Origin of the sequence: Halomonas alkalicola (assembly GCF_030704205.1) — a bacterium.
Taxonomy (GTDB): domain Bacteria; phylum Pseudomonadota; class Gammaproteobacteria; order Pseudomonadales; family Halomonadaceae; genus Halomonas; species Halomonas alkalicola.
Genome location: NZ_CP131913.1, coordinates 201,275 through 218,715, shown reverse-complemented (window position 1 = coordinate 218,715; position 17,441 = coordinate 201,275). Strand labels below are relative to the sequence as shown.

Sequence of the window (17,441 nt, the reverse complement as noted above, 5' to 3'; positions counted from 1 at the left end):
CGGCCCCGGGTTTTCTGAAAAAAACCTCGTAATGGAGTGTTCTTCCATGCCGAAGATCAAGAGCAACAGTGGCGCCGCCAAGCGCTTCAAGAAGACGGCCAACGGCTTCAAGCACAAGCAGTCGTTTCGTAGCCACATCCTGACCAAGAAGTCCACCAAGCGTAAGCGTCAGCTGCGCGGCATGAAGCAGATCCACGACGCCGACAAGGCGCTGATCCAGCGGATGCTGCCCAACCTGTAACCCTTGGTAGACCCTATTTTCGTCAGGAGTAAGCTATGACTCGTGTCAAGCGTGGCGTTGTCGCCCGTCGTCGTCACAAGAAGATTCTCAAGCAGGCCAAGGGTTACTACGGTGCCCGTAGCCGAGTGTTCCGCGTTGCCAAGCAGGCCGTCATCAAGGCCGGCCAGTACGCCTACCGCGACCGCCGCCAGCGCAAGCGCCAGTTCCGCGCCCTGTGGATCCAGCGTATCAACGCCGGTGCCCGTCAGCACGGCCTGTCCTACAGCCGCTTCGTCGGTGGCCTGAAGAAGGCCGGTATCGAGATCGACCGCAAGGTCCTGGCGGACCTGGCCGTGCACGAGAAGGCAGCCTTCGCTGCCATCGTCGAGAAGGCCAAGGCTGCCCAGTAAGTGACCGCGTCATCCGCGTGTGTCCTGCCACGGCAGGGCGCACGCTGACGTTCAGGGGGAAGAGCAGCCGCTCTTCCCCTTTTTCTTGAAGACTGATACTCGAATTCGGAGCGCAACGGATGGACCACCTTCCCACTCTGGTCACCGAGGCCCGCCAGGCGATCCAGGCCGCCGAGACCATTCCGGCCCTGGAGGAGCTGCGCGTGCGCTACCTCGGCAAGAAGGGCGAGATCACCGCGCTGCTCAAGGGGCTCGGCCAGCTGCCGGGCGCCGAGCGCCCGGCAGCCGGTGAACGCATCAACCAGGCCAAGCAGGCGCTCGCCGAGGAGCTGGAGGGGCGCCGTGCGGCCCTGGAGAAGGCGGCCCTGGAGGCACGCCTCTCCGCCGAGCGCATCGACGTGACCCTGCCCGGGCGCGGCCAGCCCAGCGGCGGCCTGCATCCGGTGACGCGCACCCTGGAGCGCATCGAGGGGCTCTTCACTCGCATCGGCTACGACGTGGCGGTGGGTCCCGAGATCGAGGATGACTACCACAACTTCGAGGCGCTCAACATCCCGGCCCACCATCCGGCGCGGGGCATGGCCGATACCTTCTACTTCGATGCCACCCGGCTGCTGCGTACCCATACCTCGCCGGTCCAGGTGCGCACCATGAAGGAGGGCAAGCTGCCCATTCGCATCGTCTGCCCGGGGCGGGTCTACCGCAGCGACTCCGACCTGACCCACACCCCCATGTTCCACCAGGTGGAAGGGCTGCTGGTGGACGAGGATGTCAGCTTCGCCGACCTCAAGGGCACCATCGAGGACTTCCTGCACGCCTTCTTCGAGCGTGACGACCTCTCGGTGCGTTTCCGTCCCTCCTATTTCCCCTTCACCGAGCCCTCCGCCGAGGTCGATATCCAGTGCGTGATGTGCTCGGGCGATGGCTGCCGGGTCTGCTCCCACAGCGGCTGGCTCGAGGTGATGGGCTGCGGCATGGTGCACCCCGAGGTGTTCCGCCACTCCGGCATCGACGCCGAGCGCTACACCGGCTTCGCCTTCGGCATGGGGGCCGAGCGCCTGGCCATGCTGCGCTACGGGGTGAACGACCTGCGCATGTTCTTCGACAACGACCTGCGCTTCCTGCGCCAGTTTGCCTGACCTCCCTCGCACCAGCAGAACACAGGATTTGTCATGAAATTTTCCGAACAGTGGCTGCGCGAATGGGTGTCGCCGCAGCTTGCGACCCAGGCCCTGGCCGACCAGATCACCATGGCCGGGCTCGAGGTGGACGCGGTGGAGTCCGTCGCGGCGATCTTCGAGGGCGTGGTGGTGGCCGAGGTGCTGGAGAAGATCCAGCACCCCGATGCCGACAAGCTGAGCGTCTGCCGGGTCGACGACGGCTCCGGCGAGCCGGTCCAGGTGGTGTGCGGGGCGCCCAACGTGGCGGTGGGGCAGCGGGTGCCCTTCGCCCGGGTCGGCGCCGTGCTGCCCGGCGACTTCAAGACTCCTGGTTTCAAGATCAGGAAAGCCAAGCTGCGCGGCCAGGAGTCCCGCGGCATGATCTGCTCCGCCTCCGAGCTCGGCCTGGAGGAGGAGACCTCCCCGGGCATCCTGGAGCTGCCGGCGAGCGCGCCGGTGGGCGAGGACTTCCGCGCCTGGCTGGGCCTGGACGACCACACCATCGAGGTGGACCTGACCCCCAACCGCGGCGACTGCCTGAGCGTCAAGGGCATGGCCCGCGAGGTGGGCGTGCTCAACCGCCTGCCGGTGACCGGGCCTGACATCGCGCCGGTCGCCGCGACCCATGACGAGACCTTCGCGGTGCGCGTCGAGGACCCCGAGCACTGCCCGCGCTATATCGGCCGGCTGATCAAGGGGGTCGACGTGACCGCCGAGACGCCGCTGTGGATGGTGGAGCGGCTGCGTCGCAGCGGCATCCGCTCCATCGACCCCCTGGTGGATGTCACCAACTACGTGATGCTGGAGCTCGGCCAGCCCCTGCATGCCTTCGATCGTGCGAACCTTCACGGCGCCGTGATCGTGCGCCTGGCCCGGGAGGGCGAGCGCCTGGTGCTGCTCGACGGCCAGGAGGTCACCCTGGCCGATACCACCCTGGTGATCGCCGACGAGCGTGGCCCCCTGGCCATCGCCGGCGTCATGGGCGGCGAGCACTCCGGCGTGAACGCCGAGACCCGCGACATCTTCCTGGAGTCGGCCTTCTTCGCGCCCCTGGCGGTGGCCGGTCAGGCCCGCAACTACGGCCTGCATACCGATGCCTCCCACCGCTTCGAGCGCGGCGTCGATCCGCTCCTGGCCCGCGAGGCCGCCGAGCGCGCCACGGCGCTGCTGCTCGAGATCACCGGCGGCGAGCCGGGTCCGCTGGTGGAGGTGGCAAGCGGTGAGCACCTGCCCGGCGAGCGCCAGGTACGCCTGCGTGCCGCGCGGCTCGAGCAGGCGCTCAGCAAGGCGCTGCCCGCCGATGAGGTCACCGACATCCTGGAGCGTCTTGGGATGGCGGTGAAGGCCGATGCGCTTGGCTGGAGCGCCGCGGCGCCGAGCTGGCGCTTCGATATCGCCATCGAGGAGGACCTGATCGAGGAAGTGGCCCGCATCCACGGCTACAACCGCCTGCCGGTGCGCCGCCCGGCGGCACGCCTGGCCCTGCGTCCCGACCACGAGTCGCGCACACCGCTCGCCCGCCTGCGTCGCCAGATGGTGGCCCGCGGCTACCAGGAGGCGGTGACCTACAGCTTCGTCGCCCCTGAGCTGCAGAAGGCGCTGCTGCCCGAGGCCGTCTCGCCGGTGCTGGCCAACCCCATCTCGGCCGACCTGTCGGTGATGCGGGCGAGCCTCTTCCCGGGCCTGGTTCGTGCGCTTCAGCACAACCTCAATCGCCAGCAGACCCGGGTGCGCTTGTTCGAGACCGGCCTGATCTTCCGCGGTGAGCTCGACGACCTGCAGCAGCTGCCGATGTTGGGCGCGCTGGTGTGTGGCTCCCGGGATCCCGAGGGCTGGGCCGCCGGCCGCGAGAGTGTCGATTTCTTCGACCTCAAGGGCGACCTGGAGAGCCTGCTGGCCATGGGCGGCGAGCCCGAGGCCTGGCGCTTCGAGCCTGCGACGCATTCGGCCCTGCATCCGGGCCAGTGTGCCCGGATTCTCCACCGTGGCGAGGAGGCCGGCTGGATCGGCACCCTGCACCCCGCGGTGCGTGCCCAGCTGGGGCTGAAGGTGGACGCCGTGCTGTTCGAGGTGCGCCTCGATGCCCTGACCCATGGCCGGGTGCCGGCCTTCACGCCGCTGTCACGGTTCCCGGAAGTGCGCCGTGACCTGGCCTTCCTGGTGGACGAGGATCTGCCCGTCCAGGCGCTGCTCGATACCATCCATGGCCAGGCCGGCGAATGGCTCACCGAGAGTCGCCTGTTCGACGTCTATCGGGGCAAGGGGGTCGCGGAAGGGCGCAAGAGCGTGGCGCTGGGCTTGACCTGGCAGCATCCTTCGCGCACGCTGAATGACGAGGAAATCAATCAGTTGGTCGATGCCATCGTCACTGAGTCACGTCAGCACCTGGGCGCGGAGCTTCGCGGTTAAGCGTTGCGGAGGCGCGGTGAAGGAGCCGGCGAGGCGGAGCGGGGAGTCGGTACCGGCCGTAAGGCGGACCCCATACGAGGGAGTGAAAATGGGTGCACTGACCAAGGCCGAGCTGGCCGAGCATCTGCATGCCGAGCTGGGCCTCTCCAAGCGCGAGGCCAAGTCCATGGTGGAAGCCTTCTTCGAGGAGATCCGGGCCTGCCTGCGCGAGAATGAACAGGTCAAGCTGTCCGGTTTCGGTAACTTCGACCTGCGTGACAAGCGCGAACGGCCGGGCCGCAACCCCAAGACAGGTGAGGAGATCCCGATCTCCGCCCGGCGCGTGGTGACTTTTCGCCCCGGCCAGAAGCTCAAGAGCCAGGTGGAGGGCTACCGCGGCGACGCCTGATCTTCGCCGTGCCGCCCTGCGTTGAACGCCACCCTTCGGGGTGGCGTTCTGCTTTCCTTATACGCCGCCGCCGTTCTCCAGTGCCCAGGTGATCACCACCTTGAACACATAGCCTAGGATGCCGGCGCCCAGCACGACGAAGAGCATGAGGGTGCCGAAGCGTCCGGCGTTGGACTTCTTCGCCAGGTCCCAGATGATGAAGCCCATGAACAGGATCAGGCCACCGATCATGATCGGGGTGATCCAGGTCTCGAAGGTCTGCTGCATGTCGCCTCCGTGCAGGGGTGAAAGACCCAGCATTATACTGGGTCATCCCGCTCGGCGCAGGGCCCGGGGTGCGGCGAAACGCCTCGCCGGGGGATGGGCCGCGCCAATGAGTCGTGTTAATATCCGAGTGGAATTCTCAGGTAAATCCAAGACATGCCCATGCTCAAGATCTTCGTCGGTACCATGTATGGCGGCGCTCTGGACGTCGCCGAGCAGGTCAAGCCGCTGTTCGAGGAGGCCGGCTTCGAGGTGGCCATCCTCGAGAATCCCGTCCTCGAGGACCTCACCGGGTCGGATACCGACCTGGCGCTGTTCTGCGTCTCCACCACCGGCAGCGGCGACTACCCGGGCAACTTCGTGCCCTTCGCCCGGGCCATCGCCGAGCAGAGCCCCGGGCTCTCCTCGCTGCGCTACGGGCTGATCGCTCTGGGCGACAGCTCCTACGGCGAGACCTTCTGCGGTGCCGGGCGCCAGCTCGATGAGCTGCTGCAGGGGCAGGGCGCCCAGCGCCTCGGCGAGCGGCTGGAGGTCGATGCCATGGAGACCTTCATGGCCGATGACGCCGCCTTGCCCTGGGCCGAGGAGTGGATCGAGTCCCAAGCGCTCAAGGTGGCCTGAGATGGGCGCCCAGCCGACCCCCGAACGGCTCAGCCTGATGCTGGGCCTTGCGCTGCTGATGCTCTCGACCATCCCTCGCTACCTGGTGGGCGGCCACGACAACCGCTTCAACCTGATCCTGATCGCCCTGCTGGTGGTGGCCGGCGTGGCGGTGGCCCACTGGCGGATGCTCGAGGCCGAGGCACGCCGGCGCCTGCCGCCCCTGATGGGGCGGCTGGGAGTGTGCATGGTGGCAGGCCTGGCGGGGATGGGGCTCTACCACGCCCTGTTCACCGACTTCATCGGCTGGGAGCTGCTGATTGCCCACGGCGCCACCCTGGGGCTGCTGCTGCACGCCCTCGGGCTGTGGATCAAGGCGCCTCGCTAGGCCTGCCACAGGCAAAGAGCCAACAAGCCTCAAGCATATGCGACAAGGAGCAAGCGTCAGGGACCTCCCCTGGGCTTGCTCCTTGCGTTGGTGAGCCTTGATCTCCTGAGGCGTGCGGCTCAGCCCAGGGTGTAGCAGGGCTCGTAGTCGCCGGAGAGCTTCATGCGGCCTTGGGCGACGAAGGAGTCGAGGAGCCGGTCGAGGCGCGCCATCAGCTCCTCCTCGGCGTGCAGGCGGAAGGGGCCGTGGGCCTGAATGGCGCGGATTCCCTGTTCCTTGACGTTGCCGGCGACGATCCCCGAGAAGGCGCGGCGCAGGTTGGCGGCCAGCTCATGAACCGGCTGGTTGCGGTGCAGGGCCAGCCCGGCCATGGCCTCGTGGGTGGGCTCGAAGGGCTCCTGGAAGGGGCGGTCGATGGTCAGGCGCCAGTTGTAGTAGAAGGCGTCCTGGCGCGCCCGGCGGTACTCGGCCACCGCATCGATGCCCTTGCGCATGGCGCGGGCCACCTCGGTGGGGTCGTCGATGATGATGCGATAGCGCTGACGCACCGTTTCCCCGAGGGTGTAGACCAGGAACTCGTCGATGCGCGCGAAGTACTCGGCGCTGTTGGCCGGCCCGCTGAAGATCACCGGCAGTTCCATGTCGGCATTGTCCGGATGGAGCAGGATGCCGAGCAGGTAGAGGATCTCCTCGGCGGTGCCCACCCCGCCCGGGAAGACGATGATGCCGTGGCCCAGGCGCACGAAGGCCTCCAGGCGTTTCTCGATGTCGGGCATCACCACCAGTTCGTTGACGATGGGGTTGGGCGCCTCGGCGGCGATGATGCCGGGCTCCGAGACCCCGAGGTAGCGGCCCTCGCGACGGCGCTGCTTGGCATGGGCCACGTTGGCGCCCTTCATGGGGCCCTTCATGGCGCCCGGGCCGCAGCCGGTGCAGATGTCCATCTCGCGCAGGCCCAGGTGGTAGCCGACGTCCTTGCTGTACTCGTACTCCTCGCGGGAGATGGAGTGGCCGCCCCAGCAGACCACCAGGCTGGGATCGCGGCCGGGCTTGAGGGTGCCGGCCTTGCGCAGGATATGGAACACGGCGTTGGTGGTGCCCTCGCCGGTGCTCAGGTCGAAGCGCTGGTGGCCCTGGATCTCGTTGTAGACGTAGACGATGTCGCGCAGCACCGAGGAGAGGTGCTCGCGGATGCCGCGGATCATCTTGCCGTCCACGAAGGCCTCGGCCGGGGCGTTGGTGAGCTTGAGGCGGATGCCGCGATCCTGCGGGATCACCTCGATATCGAAGTCCCGGTAGGCCTCCATCAGGGCGACGCCGTCGTCGATGGGCGAGCCGCAGTTGAGCACTGCCAGGGAGCAGCGGCGCAGGATGTCGTGCAGGCCGGCCTTGGAGGTGTCGTGAAGGCGACTCACCTCGTGCTGGGAGAGGATCTCGAGGCTGCCTTCAGGAGAGATGATGCTGGAGATGGTGTCGGGCATAGAGGCGTCCTTGTCGCGGGTGTCGTCTGTGCCGATGCTATCACGGCACGCCGACGCCCGGTGCTACAATGGGACCCCCATCCCTCATCTGGCCCGCCATGTTCAACGCGCTCTACTTTCGCACCTTCATCACCCTGGTCGAGACCGGCAGCTTCACCCAGACGGCCCGCCGCCTGGAGATGACCCAGCCCGGGGTCAGCCAGCACGTGCGCAAGCTCGAGCAGTACCTGGAGAAGCCGCTCTTGGAGCGCCACGGCCGGCGCTTCACCCTCACCGAGGCGGGGCGGCGGGCCTATGACTATGCGCTGAAGCTGTTTGCCGACCACGAGCAGTTCCGCCACTCCCTGGATGTCGATTCCCTCTTCTCGGGGGAGTGCCGCCTGGCCTCGCCGGGGAGCGTGGGGCTGATGCTCTACCCCTTCCTGCTCGGGCAGCAGCAGATGCACCCCGGCCTCTCGGTCAGCTACAGCTTTGCCTTCAACCACGAGATCGTCCAGGACGTGCTGGCCGGCCGCTACGACCTGGGCATCGTCACCGACACCCTGCGCCAGCCTGACCTTAAGGTGGAACCCTGGCACCGCGAGCCCCTGTGCCTGGTGGTGCCGGCGGATTTCGCCGGCAGCGGGCTCGCCGAGCTGATGGGCATCGGCTTCGTCAACTACTACGATGGCCTCAACCACGCCAGTGCGCTGCTGCGCAGCAACTTCCCCCGCGAGTTTCGCTCCATGAGCCACTTCCGGCGCCAGGGCTTCACCAACGAGGTGAGCATGGTGCTGGATGCGGTGGCCCGGGGGCTCGGTTTTACCGTGGTCTCGCGGCTGGTGCTGGAGACCTCGCCCTGGCAGCGCCAGGTCAAGGAGCTGGACCTGCCGGTGGCGGTCCACGAGACCTTGCATCTGGTCACCCGCGCCGGCAGCGAGATGCCGCGCCGCTACGTGCGCCTGCTCGAGGATTTCCGGGAGCAGCGTCGCCAGGCGCTCTCCGGCTTCGGGGAGCTCCCGGCAGGGCCTTGATGATGTGAAAGCGAGAAGCACCGAGGGCAGGCCGGCCTGACCGGCGCCGTCAAACGCAAGGCCCCGCCGGATGGCGGGGCCTTGGTCGTCATGGGCGAGAGCGGATCAGTCGCGATATTCGTCGATGCTGGGGCAGGAGCAGACCAGCTGGCGGTCGCCGAAGACGTTGTCGACTCGGTTCACCGCAGGCCAGTACTTGGAGGCCTTGACCGCCGCGGTGGGGAAGGCGGCCAGCTCGCGGGAGTAGGGGTGCGCCCACTCGGCGTCCATCAGGTCGGCCTGGGTGTGCGGCGCCTTCACCAGCGGGTTGTCGTCCGCCGGCCACTCGCCGGCCTCGACCCGCGCGATCTCCTCGCGGATTGCGATCATGGCGTCGCAGAAGCGGTCGATCTCGTAGAGGGACTCCGACTCGGTGGGCTCGATCATCAGCGTGCCCGGTACCGGGAAGGACATGGTCGGGGCGTGGAAGCCGTAGTCCATCAGGCGCTTGGCGATGTCCTCCTCGCTGATGCCCGAGGCCGCCTTGAGCGGACGGATGTCGATGATGCACTCGTGGGCCACGCTGCCGTTCTCGCCACGATAGAGCACCGGGTAGTGCTCGCCGAGGCGGGCGGCGATGTAGTTGGCGTTGAGGATGGCGAGCTCGGTGGCTTCGCGCAGGCCCCGTGCACCCATCATCTTGATGTAGGCCCAGGAGATCGGCAGGATCGACGCCGAACCGAAGGCCGCGGCCGATACCGCGCCGCAGTCGGCGTTGACGCCGGGGATGGGGGTGACCACGTGGTTCGACACGTAGGGGGCGAGGTGCGCCTTGACGCCGATCGGCCCCATGCCCGGGCCGCCGCCGCCGTGGGGGATGCAGAAGGTCTTGTGCAGGTTGAGGTGGCTGACGTCGCCGCCGAAGTCGCCGGGACGGGTCAGGCCCACCTGGGCGTTCATGTTGGCGCCGTCCACGTAGACCTGGCCGCCGTGTGCGTGCACGATCGCGCACACCTCGCGCACGTTGGCCTCGAAGACCCCGTGGGTGGAGGGGTAGGTGATCATGATCGAGGAGAGCGCCTCGCTGTGCTGCTCGGCCTTGGCGCGCAGATCCGCGACGTCGATGTTGCCGAGGGCGTCGCACTCCACCACCACCACCTTGAGGCCGACCATGGCCGCCGAGGCGGGGTTGGTGCCGTGGGCGGAGCTGGGGATCAGGCAGACGTCGCGGTGGCCCTCGCCGATGGCGGCCTGGTAGCGGCGGATCGCCACCAGCCCGGCGTACTCCCCCTGGGCGCCGGAGTTGGGCTGCATGGAGATGTGGTCATAGCCGGTCACCTCCACCAGGAAGGCGGCCAGCTCGTCGATCATCTGCTGGTAGCCGGCCACCTGGTCGCGGGGCACGAAGGGGTGAACGTTGGCGAACTCCGGCCAGGTGATCGGGATCATCTCGCTGGTGGCGTTGAGCTTCATGGTGCAGGAGCCGAGCGGGATCATCGCGTGGGCCAGCGACAGGTCCTTGTTCTCCAGGCGCTTGAGGTAGCGCAGCATCTCGGTCTCGCTGCGGTAGCGCTTGAAGGTCGGGTGGGTCAGGAAGTCGCTCTCGCGCCGGCACGCCGCCGGAATCCCGCTGGCGCCCTCGGCCACGGCACGCTCGTCCAGGGCCGCGACGGAGAGGCCGTGCTCCTCGCCCACCAGCACGTCGAACAGCACGTCCAGGTCATGGGCGGTGGTGGTCTCGTCGAGGCTTACGCCCACGTCGCCATTGTCAAAGTAGCGCAGGTTGATCTCGCGGGTCAGGGCGCGTCCGTGTAGCTTGCCGGCATCCACGCCGGTCAGGCGCAGGGTGTCGAACCAGCTGTCGTGGGCAAGTTGAATGCCCTTCTCGCGCAGGCCCGTGGCCAGCAGGGTGGTCAGGCGATGGATGCGGGAGGCGATGGTGCGCAGCCCCTCGGCGCCGTGGTAGACCGCATAGAAGCCGGCGATGTTGGCCAGCAGCGCCTGGGCGGTACAGATGTTGGATGTGGCCTTCTCGCGGCGGATGTGCTGCTCGCGGGTCTGCATCGCCATGCGCAGCGCCTGGCCGCCGCGGCTGTCCTGGGAGACGCCGATGATGCGTCCCGGGATCGAGCGCTTGAGCTTGTCGGTGGTGGCAAAGAAGGCCGCGTGGGGGCCGCCGAAGCCCATCGGTACGCCGAAGCGCTGGGTCGTGCCGATGACGATGTCGGCGCCCAGCGCCCCCGGCTCCTTGAGCAGCACCAGGCTCATGATGTCGGCGGCCACGCAGGTCATGATGCCGCGCTCGGCGGCGGCGCCGAGCAGCGGCGCCAGGTCATGGACCCGGCCGCTCTCGCCGGGGTACTGCAGCAGGGCCCCGAAGGCCTCTGTCTCGGCCAGCTGCTCGACCGGGGCCACCACCAGCTCGAAGCCGAAGTAGGCGGCCCGGGTGCGCACCACGTCCAGGGTCTGGGGCAGCACGTCGTCGGCGACGAAGAAGACCTCGCTCTTGGCCTTCTTGTTGGCACGGTGGCACAGCGCCATGGCCTCGGCGGCGGCGGTGGCCTCGTCGAGCAGCGAGGCGTTGGCCAGCTCCATGCCGGTCAGGTCCATCACCATCTGCTGGAAGTTGAGCAGTCCCTCCAGGCGGCCCTGGGAGATCTCCGGCTGGTAGGGGGTGTAGGCGGTGTACCAGCCCGGGTTCTCCAGCACGTTGCGCTGGATCACCGGCGGCAGGTGGGTGCCGTGGTAGCCCTGGCCGATATAGCTCTTGAACACGCGGTTCTGACGCGCCAGGCGCTTCAGGTAGTCCAGCGCCTCCGCCTCGCTGCGCGGCGGGTCCAGCTCGAGCTCGCGGCCCAGGCGGATATCCGCCGGCACGGTGCGCTCGATCAGCGCCGAAAGGCTCTCCACCCCGAGGGTGGCCAGCATGGCCGTCACGTCCGCCTCGCGGGGACCGTTGTGGCGTTGCAGGAAGTCATCGTGGGCGGCCAGGTCGGCCAGGCGGCGAGTGTCGATCGGCATGGGGGCACCGTAGCGTGGGTCAGGGGCGTCGAGGGGACGACGCAGGCGTTGAAATCAAGGCCCCGGCCAGGGCGGCCGGGGCAGCAGGGAGCGTCGCGGCGGCCTCAGTCGTCGGACTGGGCGACGGCGGCGTAGCCGTCAGCATCCAGCAGGTCGTCGAGCTGGGCGCTGTCGTCCAGGCGAACCTTCATGATCCAGCCGTCCGCATAGGGGGCCTCGTTGACGGTCTCGGGGGCGTCCTCGAGCGCTTCGTTGACGGCGATGACCTCGCCGGCCACCGGGGCGTAGAGGTCGGAGGCGGCCTTGACCGACTCGATCACCCCGAACTCCTCCTTCACGGCGAGGGTGCGGCCGACCTCGGGCAGCTCCACGAACACCACGTCGCCGAGCGCCTGCTGGGCGTGGTCGCTGATGCCGATGGTCACGGTGCCGTCACCGTTGTCCAGCACCCATTCGTGGCTGTCGGCGTAGCGGAGGTTGGCAGGAATTGAGCTCATGAGAATTTCCTATACGAAAAAGGTTTTCTGGATGTGCAAATGCTAACGCCATCGACGGCGTTTGGCGAGCCCCCGCGGCGTATCCGGGGCGTACTCCCGCCTCCAAGGGTGGCCTGGCGGTGGCCGTTCGTCCAGCCGCAGGCCCCGTCACGGGGAGATTTGGCCTCGTCACTGGTGGTCAACGCCGCCTGGGGTCACGGCTCGGCGCCGGGCAGGCGGCGCGGGGCGACGATGCCGGCGAGACTGACTATCCTGCGGGTAGCGGCATGGCTTCGCGGGGCCTGTTCGTGTTTCTCATCGGAAACATGTTTTCACCGAATGGGGCAAGAGTTGAAGTTGAGTCATTCGTCAGGCTGGTGAAGAGGCGGCAAGATCCGCTATGTTAGCGCGGTTCGTTTCGTCGATCCTGCGCATGGCCAACGCCACGGCGGGATGATCGCCTGGCATTGCGGGGCGTGGTCGGCGAATCAAAACAACAATCGCAAAGGGAGATTCACGTGGAAACCTTGAACAGTATCTTTGGGGCCATCAACGGCGTGGTGTGGGGGCCGCTGATGCTCATCCTGCTGCTGGGGGTGGGCCTCTACCTCCAGATCGGCCTCAAGCTGATGCCGCTACTCAAGCTCGGCATGGGCTTCAAGCTGATGTGGCAGGGGCGGGATGCCAAGCCGGTGCCCGGCGAAAAGAAAAAGGACGATGACGGCGAGATTTCGCCCTTCAACGCCCTGATGACGGCGCTTTCCGCCACCATCGGCACCGGCAACATCGCCGGCGTGGCGACCGCCATCGCCCTGGGCGGCCCCGGTGCGGTGTTCTGGATGTGGATCACGGCGCTGGTGGGCATGGCCACCAAGTTTGCCGAGGCGGTGCTGGCGGTGCGCTACCGCGAGACCGACAGCACCGGCTACCATATCGGTGGTCCGATGTTCTACATCAAGAACGGCCTGGGCAAGAAGTGGCTGTGGCTGGGTGGCGCCTTCGCCTTCTTCGGGGCCGTGGCGGCCTTCGGCATCGGCAATACCGTGCAGTCCAACTCGGTGGCCGACGCCCTGGATTCCACCTTCGGCATCCCCCATGGGCTCACCGGCGTGGTGATCATGGTGCTGGCCGGTGCGGTGATCCTGGGTGGCATCAAGCGGATCGCCAAGGTAGCCGGCAAGCTGGTGCCGATCATGGGCATCCTCTATGTGATCGCCGGTATCCTGGTGCTGATCGTCAACGCTGGCCAGATCGGCGAGGCCTTCCGGCTGATCTTCTACTACGCCTTCAACCCGATCGCGGCGGCCGGCGGCTTCGCCGGGGCGGCGGTGATGGCGGCCATTCGCTTCGGTGTGGCCCGCGGCATCTTCTCCAACGAGGCGGGCCTGGGCAGTGCGCCCATCGCCCACGCCGCTGCCAGGACCAAGAACCCGGTGCGCCAGGGCATGATCGCCATGCTCGGCACCTTCATCGATACCATCATCATCTGCACCATCACCGCCCTGGTGATCCTGACCTCCACGGTGTGGATCGAGGGGGAGGCCGGCGCCTCGCTGACCGCGCTCTCGTTCGACGCGGCCCTGCCGGGCTTCGGCAACCAGATCGTGTCGGTGGCGCTGGCGGTCTTCGCCTTCACCACCATCCTCGGTTGGTCCTTCTACGGCGAGAAGTGCTTCCAGTTCCTGTTCGGTACCCGCTCGATCATGCTCTATCGGGTGCTGTTCGTGCTGGCGATCCCGCTGGGGGCCATGGCCAACCTGGGCTTCATCTGGCTGATGGCCGACACCTTCAACGCCATGATGGCGATTCCCAACCTGATCGCCCTGGCGCTGCTGTCGCCGGTGGTGTTCAAGCTGACCCGGGACTACTTCGACGGCAAGGAGATCCTGCCGGGCGAAGAGCTCGACCACGACAAGGGCTGAGGCCGGCCCGAAGACGACGGGAGGTGCCATGGCACCTCCCGTTCTTGTTTGCGAGACTCGAAGACGAGGGAGAGAAGATGAGCGAACTCAAGCACACCCCGCTGCATGGGCTGCATCGGGAGCTGGGCGCGAAGCTGGTGCCCTTCGCCGGCTACGAGATGCCGGTTCAGTACCCGCTCGGTGTCAAGAAGGAGCACGAGCACACCCGCAGCGCCTGCGGCCTCTTCGATGTCTCCCACATGGGCCAGCTGCTGCTGCGGGGACCGTCTCCGGCCGAGGCGCTGGAGACCCTGGTGCCGGCGGATATCGTCGGCCTCGAGCCGGGCTGGCAGCGCTATGCGCTGTTCACCAGCGAGGCGGGCGGCATCCTCGACGACCTGATGGTGGTCAATGCCGGGGACCATCTCTACCTCGTGGTCAATGCCGCCTGCAAGGAGCAGGACATCGCTCACCTGCGCCGCGGGCTCTCCGCTGGGCATGAGCTCGAGGTCCTCGACCGCGGCCTGCTGGCCCTGCAGGGGCCCAAGGCCGCCGAGGTCATGGCGCGCCTCTGCCCGGCGGCCTGCGAGATGGTCTTCATGCAGCACGGCCGCTTCGAGATCGATGGCTTCTCCGTATGGATCAGCCGCAGCGGCTACACCGGTGAGGATGGCTTCGAGATCTCGGTGGCGGCCGAGCAGAGCCAGGCACTGGCGCAACGCCTGCTGGCCGAGTCCGAGGTGGAGGCGATCGGCCTGGGCGCCCGGGACTCCCTGCGTCTGGAGGCGGGGCTCTGCCTGTATGGCCACGATATCGACACCGAGACCACGCCGGTGGAGGCGGGGCTGGTGTGGGCGATCGGCCAGCCGCGGCGCCGCGGCGGGGAGCGTGCCGGTGGCTTCCCCGGGGCGGATGTGATCCTGCACCAGATGCACGCGAAGGATCACCAGCGCAAGCGGGTCGGGCTGCTGGGGGAGGGGCGTGCGCCGGTGCGCGAGGGTGTCGAGCTGTTCGATGCCGAGGGCGGTCGCATCGGGATCGTCACCTCCGGAGGCTTCGGTCCGTCGGTGGGGCGGCCGGTCGCCATGGGCTACGTGGCGCTGTCCCATGCCGAGATCGGGACCCAGGTGTTCGCCGATGTGCGTGGCAAGCGCCTGCCGATGACGGTCAGCAGGATGCCCTTCGTGGCGCCGGGCTACTACCGCGGCTGATCGCCGGGAGTTGAGGGACATAGGGCGGCCACCTTCGGGTGGCCGCCCTGTATCCGGGACACAGCGGTTATATTTTATACCGTTAACTCAAGTTTGGAGCAGACAAGGGGCATCGCCGTGGCGAGAAGCCCGTGTCAGCCAGGATGCACCCGACGGAACGTCAGGCTGATGCGCAGCCCGGGGATTCGCCGCGGCAGCAGGGCGTGCTGCAGGGTACGCTGCACGCCGGGCCCCATGACCAGCAGGCTGTCGTGGGGCAGCCAGGCATTGAAGGGCGCGGCGGCTCCCGCGTCTCCGGCGGGGGCCGCGCCCGGCTTCCGGCGAAAGCGCAGCGGGCGCTCGGCCCCCAGCGAGACGGCGGCGATCAGCGGCTCGCGTCCGAGCTCGGGCTCGTCATCGCTGTGCCAGCCCATGCGCTCCTCGCCGCCCGCATAGCGATTGAGCAGCACGCTGTTGAAGCCGGCCTGCATGCCGTGGTCTGCCAGGGCGGCGATCACCCGATCCCGCAGTTCGGCCACGGCCGGGTGCCAGGGATCGGGGCGAAAGTCCCGACCGGAATAGCGATAGTGCGCCTCGGGGTCGCCCATCCAGACCTGGGCGCGGGGAATGAGGTGCTCACGGCCGTAGAGGCGCAGGGTGGGGCGCTGCCAGGCGAGCTCGGCATCGAGGGTGTGAAGCAGCCGGGAGGCATGGGGCTCCCCCAGCAGGGGAGCCGTGAGCCACAGGGGCGGGTCGGGCAGCAGGATCTCGGTCGGCATCGCCCAAGGATGCCACGGCGGTGCTGATCCGACGAGCCGTGCGCCGAGCGTCAGCCGACCAGGGCCAGGCTCGCGCCGGCGAACAGCAGCCCGAGCAGGGCGCCGGCCACCACATCGCTCAGGTAGTGCAGGCCGAGGCCAACCCGGGAGAGGGCGATCAGCAGCACCAGCGGGACCAGCCAGGGCGCCAGCCAGGGCAGATGGTTCGCGGTCAGCACAAGGAACATCACCGCATGCATGGTGTGGCCGCTGGGAAAGCTGTAGCGGTCCCGGGCCGGCTCGTGGGAGCGCACGTTGCCCACGAAGGTGATGAAGGGACGCTCCCGGCACAGGCGCGTCTTCACCAGGCGGTAAACGGCAATGGCGACCAGGGCCGTCAGGGTGTACTGCACCAGGTGCCGCCAGCCGCCGCTCTCCTGCAGCAGCGGCTGGGCGAGCACCAGGGCCACCCAGGCGGGCCAGTCCCCGAGACGGCTGGCCAGGCGGAGCAGCCAAAGCCAGGGGCGATAGAGGTTGAGGCGGCCGATGCGCTGGCAGAGTCGCCACTCCAGCAGGTCGAGGCGGTCAAGCAGGGCGGGGGCGCGAGTGTCCATGGGGAGTCTCCCGGGCGTGGTCGAGAACAGCGAGGAAGGCGTCGGCGATCGCCGGCCAGGCGTAGGCCAGCGCCCGCTCACGGGCATTTCGCCCCAGGCGGGCCCGTCGGGCCGGCTGCTGGCAGAGGGTAACGGCGGCCTCCCGGAAGCCGGCGACGTCCTCCACTGCCGGCGCCAAGCCGTTGAGGTCGTGGTCGATCAGCTCGGCGCCGGCGGCATGCCGAAAGGCCACCGTGGCCAGGCCGCTGGCCATCGCCTCGAGCAGCACGTTGCCCCAGGTCTCCGAGAGCGAGGGGAACAGGAAGAGGTCGGCGCTGGCATAGTGGCGCGCCAGGTCGTCGGCGGGGATGAAGCCGGTGAAGTGGGCATGGGGCAGCGAGGCCGCCAGGGCCTTGCGTCCCGGGCCGTCGCCGACGATAACGATGCGCGCATCGGGGCGGGCCTCGCCGATGGCCACGCAGCTCTCCCGCAGCAGCGCCAGGTTCTTCTCCGGGGCCAGGCGTCCCACGTGGAGGATGACCGGGGTGTGTTCGCCGGCCCCCCAGCGGGCGCGCAGGGCGGGGTCGCGGTGGGCCGGGGAGAAGCGCTCCCCGTCGATGCCGCGTGCCATGACCCGCACCTCCCGGAAGCCATCGGCCGTGAGCGCCTCGGCCTGACTGCGGGTCGGCACCAGGGTGGCCTGGCTGCGGTTGTGGAAGGTGCGCAGGCGGCGGCGCACCGGGCCGCTCAGCCAGGGAACGCCATAGTCATGGCAGTAGTGGTCGAAGTTGGTGTGCCAGCCGGCGACGCTTGGGATGGCCAGGCGCCGCGCGACACCCTGCGCCGACCAGCCCAGCGGGCCCTGGGTGGCGAGGTAGACCACGTCGGGGCGCTGTTCACGCCAGAACTGGGTGAGGCAGCGGGCGGCGGGCAGCCCCAGGCGGACCTCCCGGTAGCCCGGCAGCGAGACGCCGCGCACCCGAAGCTCGGCCTCCATGCCCTCGCTGCGTGGCGCCGGTGAGGCCGGTCGCGGACGCACCAGCTGCAGGCGATGGCCGCGTGCGATGGCTTCCCGGCTCAGGTGACCCAGGGTATGGGCGACGCCGTTGATCTCCGGCGCCCAGGTTTCGCTGACCAGACAGATACGCATGTGCATCCCCGCGGCGTGGCGGGCCCGTCATGGGCCCCGT

17 protein-coding genes are annotated in these 17,441 nt (G+C 68.3%); 10 read left to right on the top strand and 7 right to left on the bottom strand.

The window, feature by feature from the left end; genetic code table 11:
• Nucleotides 1–46 precede the first annotated feature (46 nt).
• From rpmI to ihfA, 5 genes are all read left to right on the top strand, one after another.
• Nucleotides 47–241 (top strand): 50S ribosomal protein L35, encoded by a 195-nt coding sequence (gene rpmI, locus B6N23_RS01130; RefSeq protein WP_089725334.1) that lies wholly within the window; start codon nucleotides 47–49, stop codon nucleotides 239–241.
• 35 nt (nucleotides 242–276) lie between these two features.
• The gene (rplT, locus tag B6N23_RS01125; protein WP_021817421.1) at nucleotides 277–630 is read left to right on the top strand and encodes a 50S ribosomal protein L20; all 354 of its coding nucleotides are present in this window, start codon (nucleotides 277–279) and stop codon (nucleotides 628–630) included.
• 119 nt (nucleotides 631–749) lie between these two features.
• Nucleotides 750–1,769, top strand: a complete 1,020-nt coding sequence (gene pheS, locus B6N23_RS01120) for a phenylalanine--tRNA ligase subunit alpha (protein ID WP_169958399.1) — start codon at nucleotides 750–752, stop codon at nucleotides 1,767–1,769.
• A gap of 33 nt (nucleotides 1,770–1,802) precedes the next feature.
• Nucleotides 1,803–4,199, top strand: coding sequence for a phenylalanine--tRNA ligase subunit beta (gene pheT / locus B6N23_RS01115; protein WP_305501341.1), 2,397 nt, complete (start codon nucleotides 1,803–1,805; stop codon nucleotides 4,197–4,199).
• 88 nt (nucleotides 4,200–4,287) lie between these two features.
• Nucleotides 4,288–4,587 (top strand): integration host factor subunit alpha, encoded by a 300-nt coding sequence (ihfA, locus tag B6N23_RS01110; RefSeq protein ID WP_110068640.1) that lies wholly within the window; start codon nucleotides 4,288–4,290, stop codon nucleotides 4,585–4,587.
• Nucleotides 4,588–4,644: 57 nt separating this feature from the next.
• Here ihfA and B6N23_RS01105 read toward each other — a convergent pair whose 3' ends face one another.
• Nucleotides 4,645–4,854 carry a DUF2788 domain-containing protein gene (locus B6N23_RS01105; protein ID WP_110068641.1) on the bottom strand — a complete coding sequence of 70 codons (210 nt, stop codon included), beginning with the start codon at nucleotides 4,852–4,854 and terminating at the stop codon, nucleotides 4,645–4,647.
• A gap of 153 nt (nucleotides 4,855–5,007) precedes the next feature.
• On the opposite strand from B6N23_RS01105, the gene B6N23_RS01100 reads away from it, so the two are divergent.
• Together B6N23_RS01100 and B6N23_RS01095 are read left to right on the top strand one after the other, a co-directional pair.
• Nucleotides 5,008–5,472, top strand: coding sequence for a flavodoxin domain-containing protein (locus B6N23_RS01100; protein ID WP_305501340.1), 465 nt, complete (start codon nucleotides 5,008–5,010; stop codon nucleotides 5,470–5,472).
• Between the two features lies 1 nt (nucleotide 5,473).
• A complete protein-coding gene (locus B6N23_RS01095; protein WP_169958397.1) occupies nucleotides 5,474–5,839 on the top strand; it encodes a hypothetical protein in 366 nt (121 codons plus the stop codon).
• A gap of 119 nt (nucleotides 5,840–5,958) precedes the next feature.
• On the opposite strand, the gene ppnN is transcribed toward B6N23_RS01095, so the two are convergent.
• Nucleotides 5,959–7,320, bottom strand: coding sequence for a nucleotide 5'-monophosphate nucleosidase PpnN (ppnN, locus tag B6N23_RS01090; protein WP_283241836.1), 1,362 nt, complete (start codon nucleotides 7,318–7,320; stop codon nucleotides 5,959–5,961).
• Between the two features lie 98 nt (nucleotides 7,321–7,418).
• Between ppnN and B6N23_RS01085 the strand changes: the two genes are divergently transcribed.
• Nucleotides 7,419–8,333 (top strand): LysR family transcriptional regulator, encoded by a 915-nt coding sequence (locus tag B6N23_RS01085; protein ID WP_305503901.1) that lies wholly within the window; start codon nucleotides 7,419–7,421, stop codon nucleotides 8,331–8,333.
• Nucleotides 8,334–8,438: 105 nt separating this feature from the next.
• Here B6N23_RS01085 and gcvP read toward each other — a convergent pair whose 3' ends face one another.
• Together gcvP and gcvH are read right to left on the bottom strand one after the other, a co-directional pair.
• The gene (gene gcvP / locus B6N23_RS01080; protein WP_305501338.1) at nucleotides 8,439–11,333 is read right to left on the bottom strand and encodes an aminomethyl-transferring glycine dehydrogenase; all 2,895 of its coding nucleotides are present in this window, start codon (nucleotides 11,331–11,333) and stop codon (nucleotides 8,439–8,441) included.
• 104 nt (nucleotides 11,334–11,437) lie between these two features.
• Complete coding sequence (gcvH, locus tag B6N23_RS01075; protein ID WP_110068646.1) at nucleotides 11,438–11,830, bottom strand: glycine cleavage system protein GcvH; 393 nt, start codon at nucleotides 11,828–11,830, stop codon at nucleotides 11,438–11,440.
• A gap of 497 nt (nucleotides 11,831–12,327) precedes the next feature.
• Here gcvH and B6N23_RS01070 point away from each other — a divergent pair, with 497 nt between their 5' ends.
• Entirely contained in the window at nucleotides 12,328–13,731 is a 1,404-nt protein-coding gene (locus B6N23_RS01070; RefSeq protein WP_305501335.1) for an alanine/glycine:cation symporter family protein, read from the top strand.
• 77 nt (nucleotides 13,732–13,808) lie between these two features.
• Nucleotides 13,809–14,921 carry a glycine cleavage system aminomethyltransferase GcvT gene (gene gcvT, locus B6N23_RS01065; RefSeq protein ID WP_305501333.1) on the top strand — a complete coding sequence of 371 codons (1,113 nt, stop codon included), beginning with the start codon at nucleotides 13,809–13,811 and terminating at the stop codon, nucleotides 14,919–14,921.
• 134 nt (nucleotides 14,922–15,055) lie between these two features.
• Here gcvT and B6N23_RS01060 read toward each other — a convergent pair whose 3' ends face one another.
• Genes B6N23_RS01060 through B6N23_RS01050 form a run of 3 tightly spaced genes read right to left on the bottom strand, consistent with a single transcriptional unit; the run spans nucleotide 15,056 to nucleotide 17,401 of the window.
• Nucleotides 15,056–15,679: an alpha-ketoglutarate-dependent dioxygenase AlkB family protein gene (locus B6N23_RS01060; protein ID WP_305501331.1), complete on the bottom strand. Its 624-nt coding sequence runs from the start codon at nucleotides 15,677–15,679 to the stop codon at nucleotides 15,056–15,058.
• Nucleotides 15,680–15,729: 50 nt separating this feature from the next.
• Nucleotides 15,730–16,272 (bottom strand): phosphatase PAP2 family protein, encoded by a 543-nt coding sequence (locus tag B6N23_RS01055; RefSeq protein WP_119021007.1) that lies wholly within the window; start codon nucleotides 16,270–16,272, stop codon nucleotides 15,730–15,732.
• Nucleotides 16,244–17,401, bottom strand: a complete 1,158-nt coding sequence (locus B6N23_RS01050; protein WP_110068651.1) for a glycosyltransferase family 4 protein — start codon at nucleotides 17,399–17,401, stop codon at nucleotides 16,244–16,246. The genes B6N23_RS01055 and B6N23_RS01050 overlap by 29 nt, the downstream gene beginning before the upstream one ends.
• Between the last annotated feature and the right edge of the window lie 40 nt (nucleotides 17,402–17,441).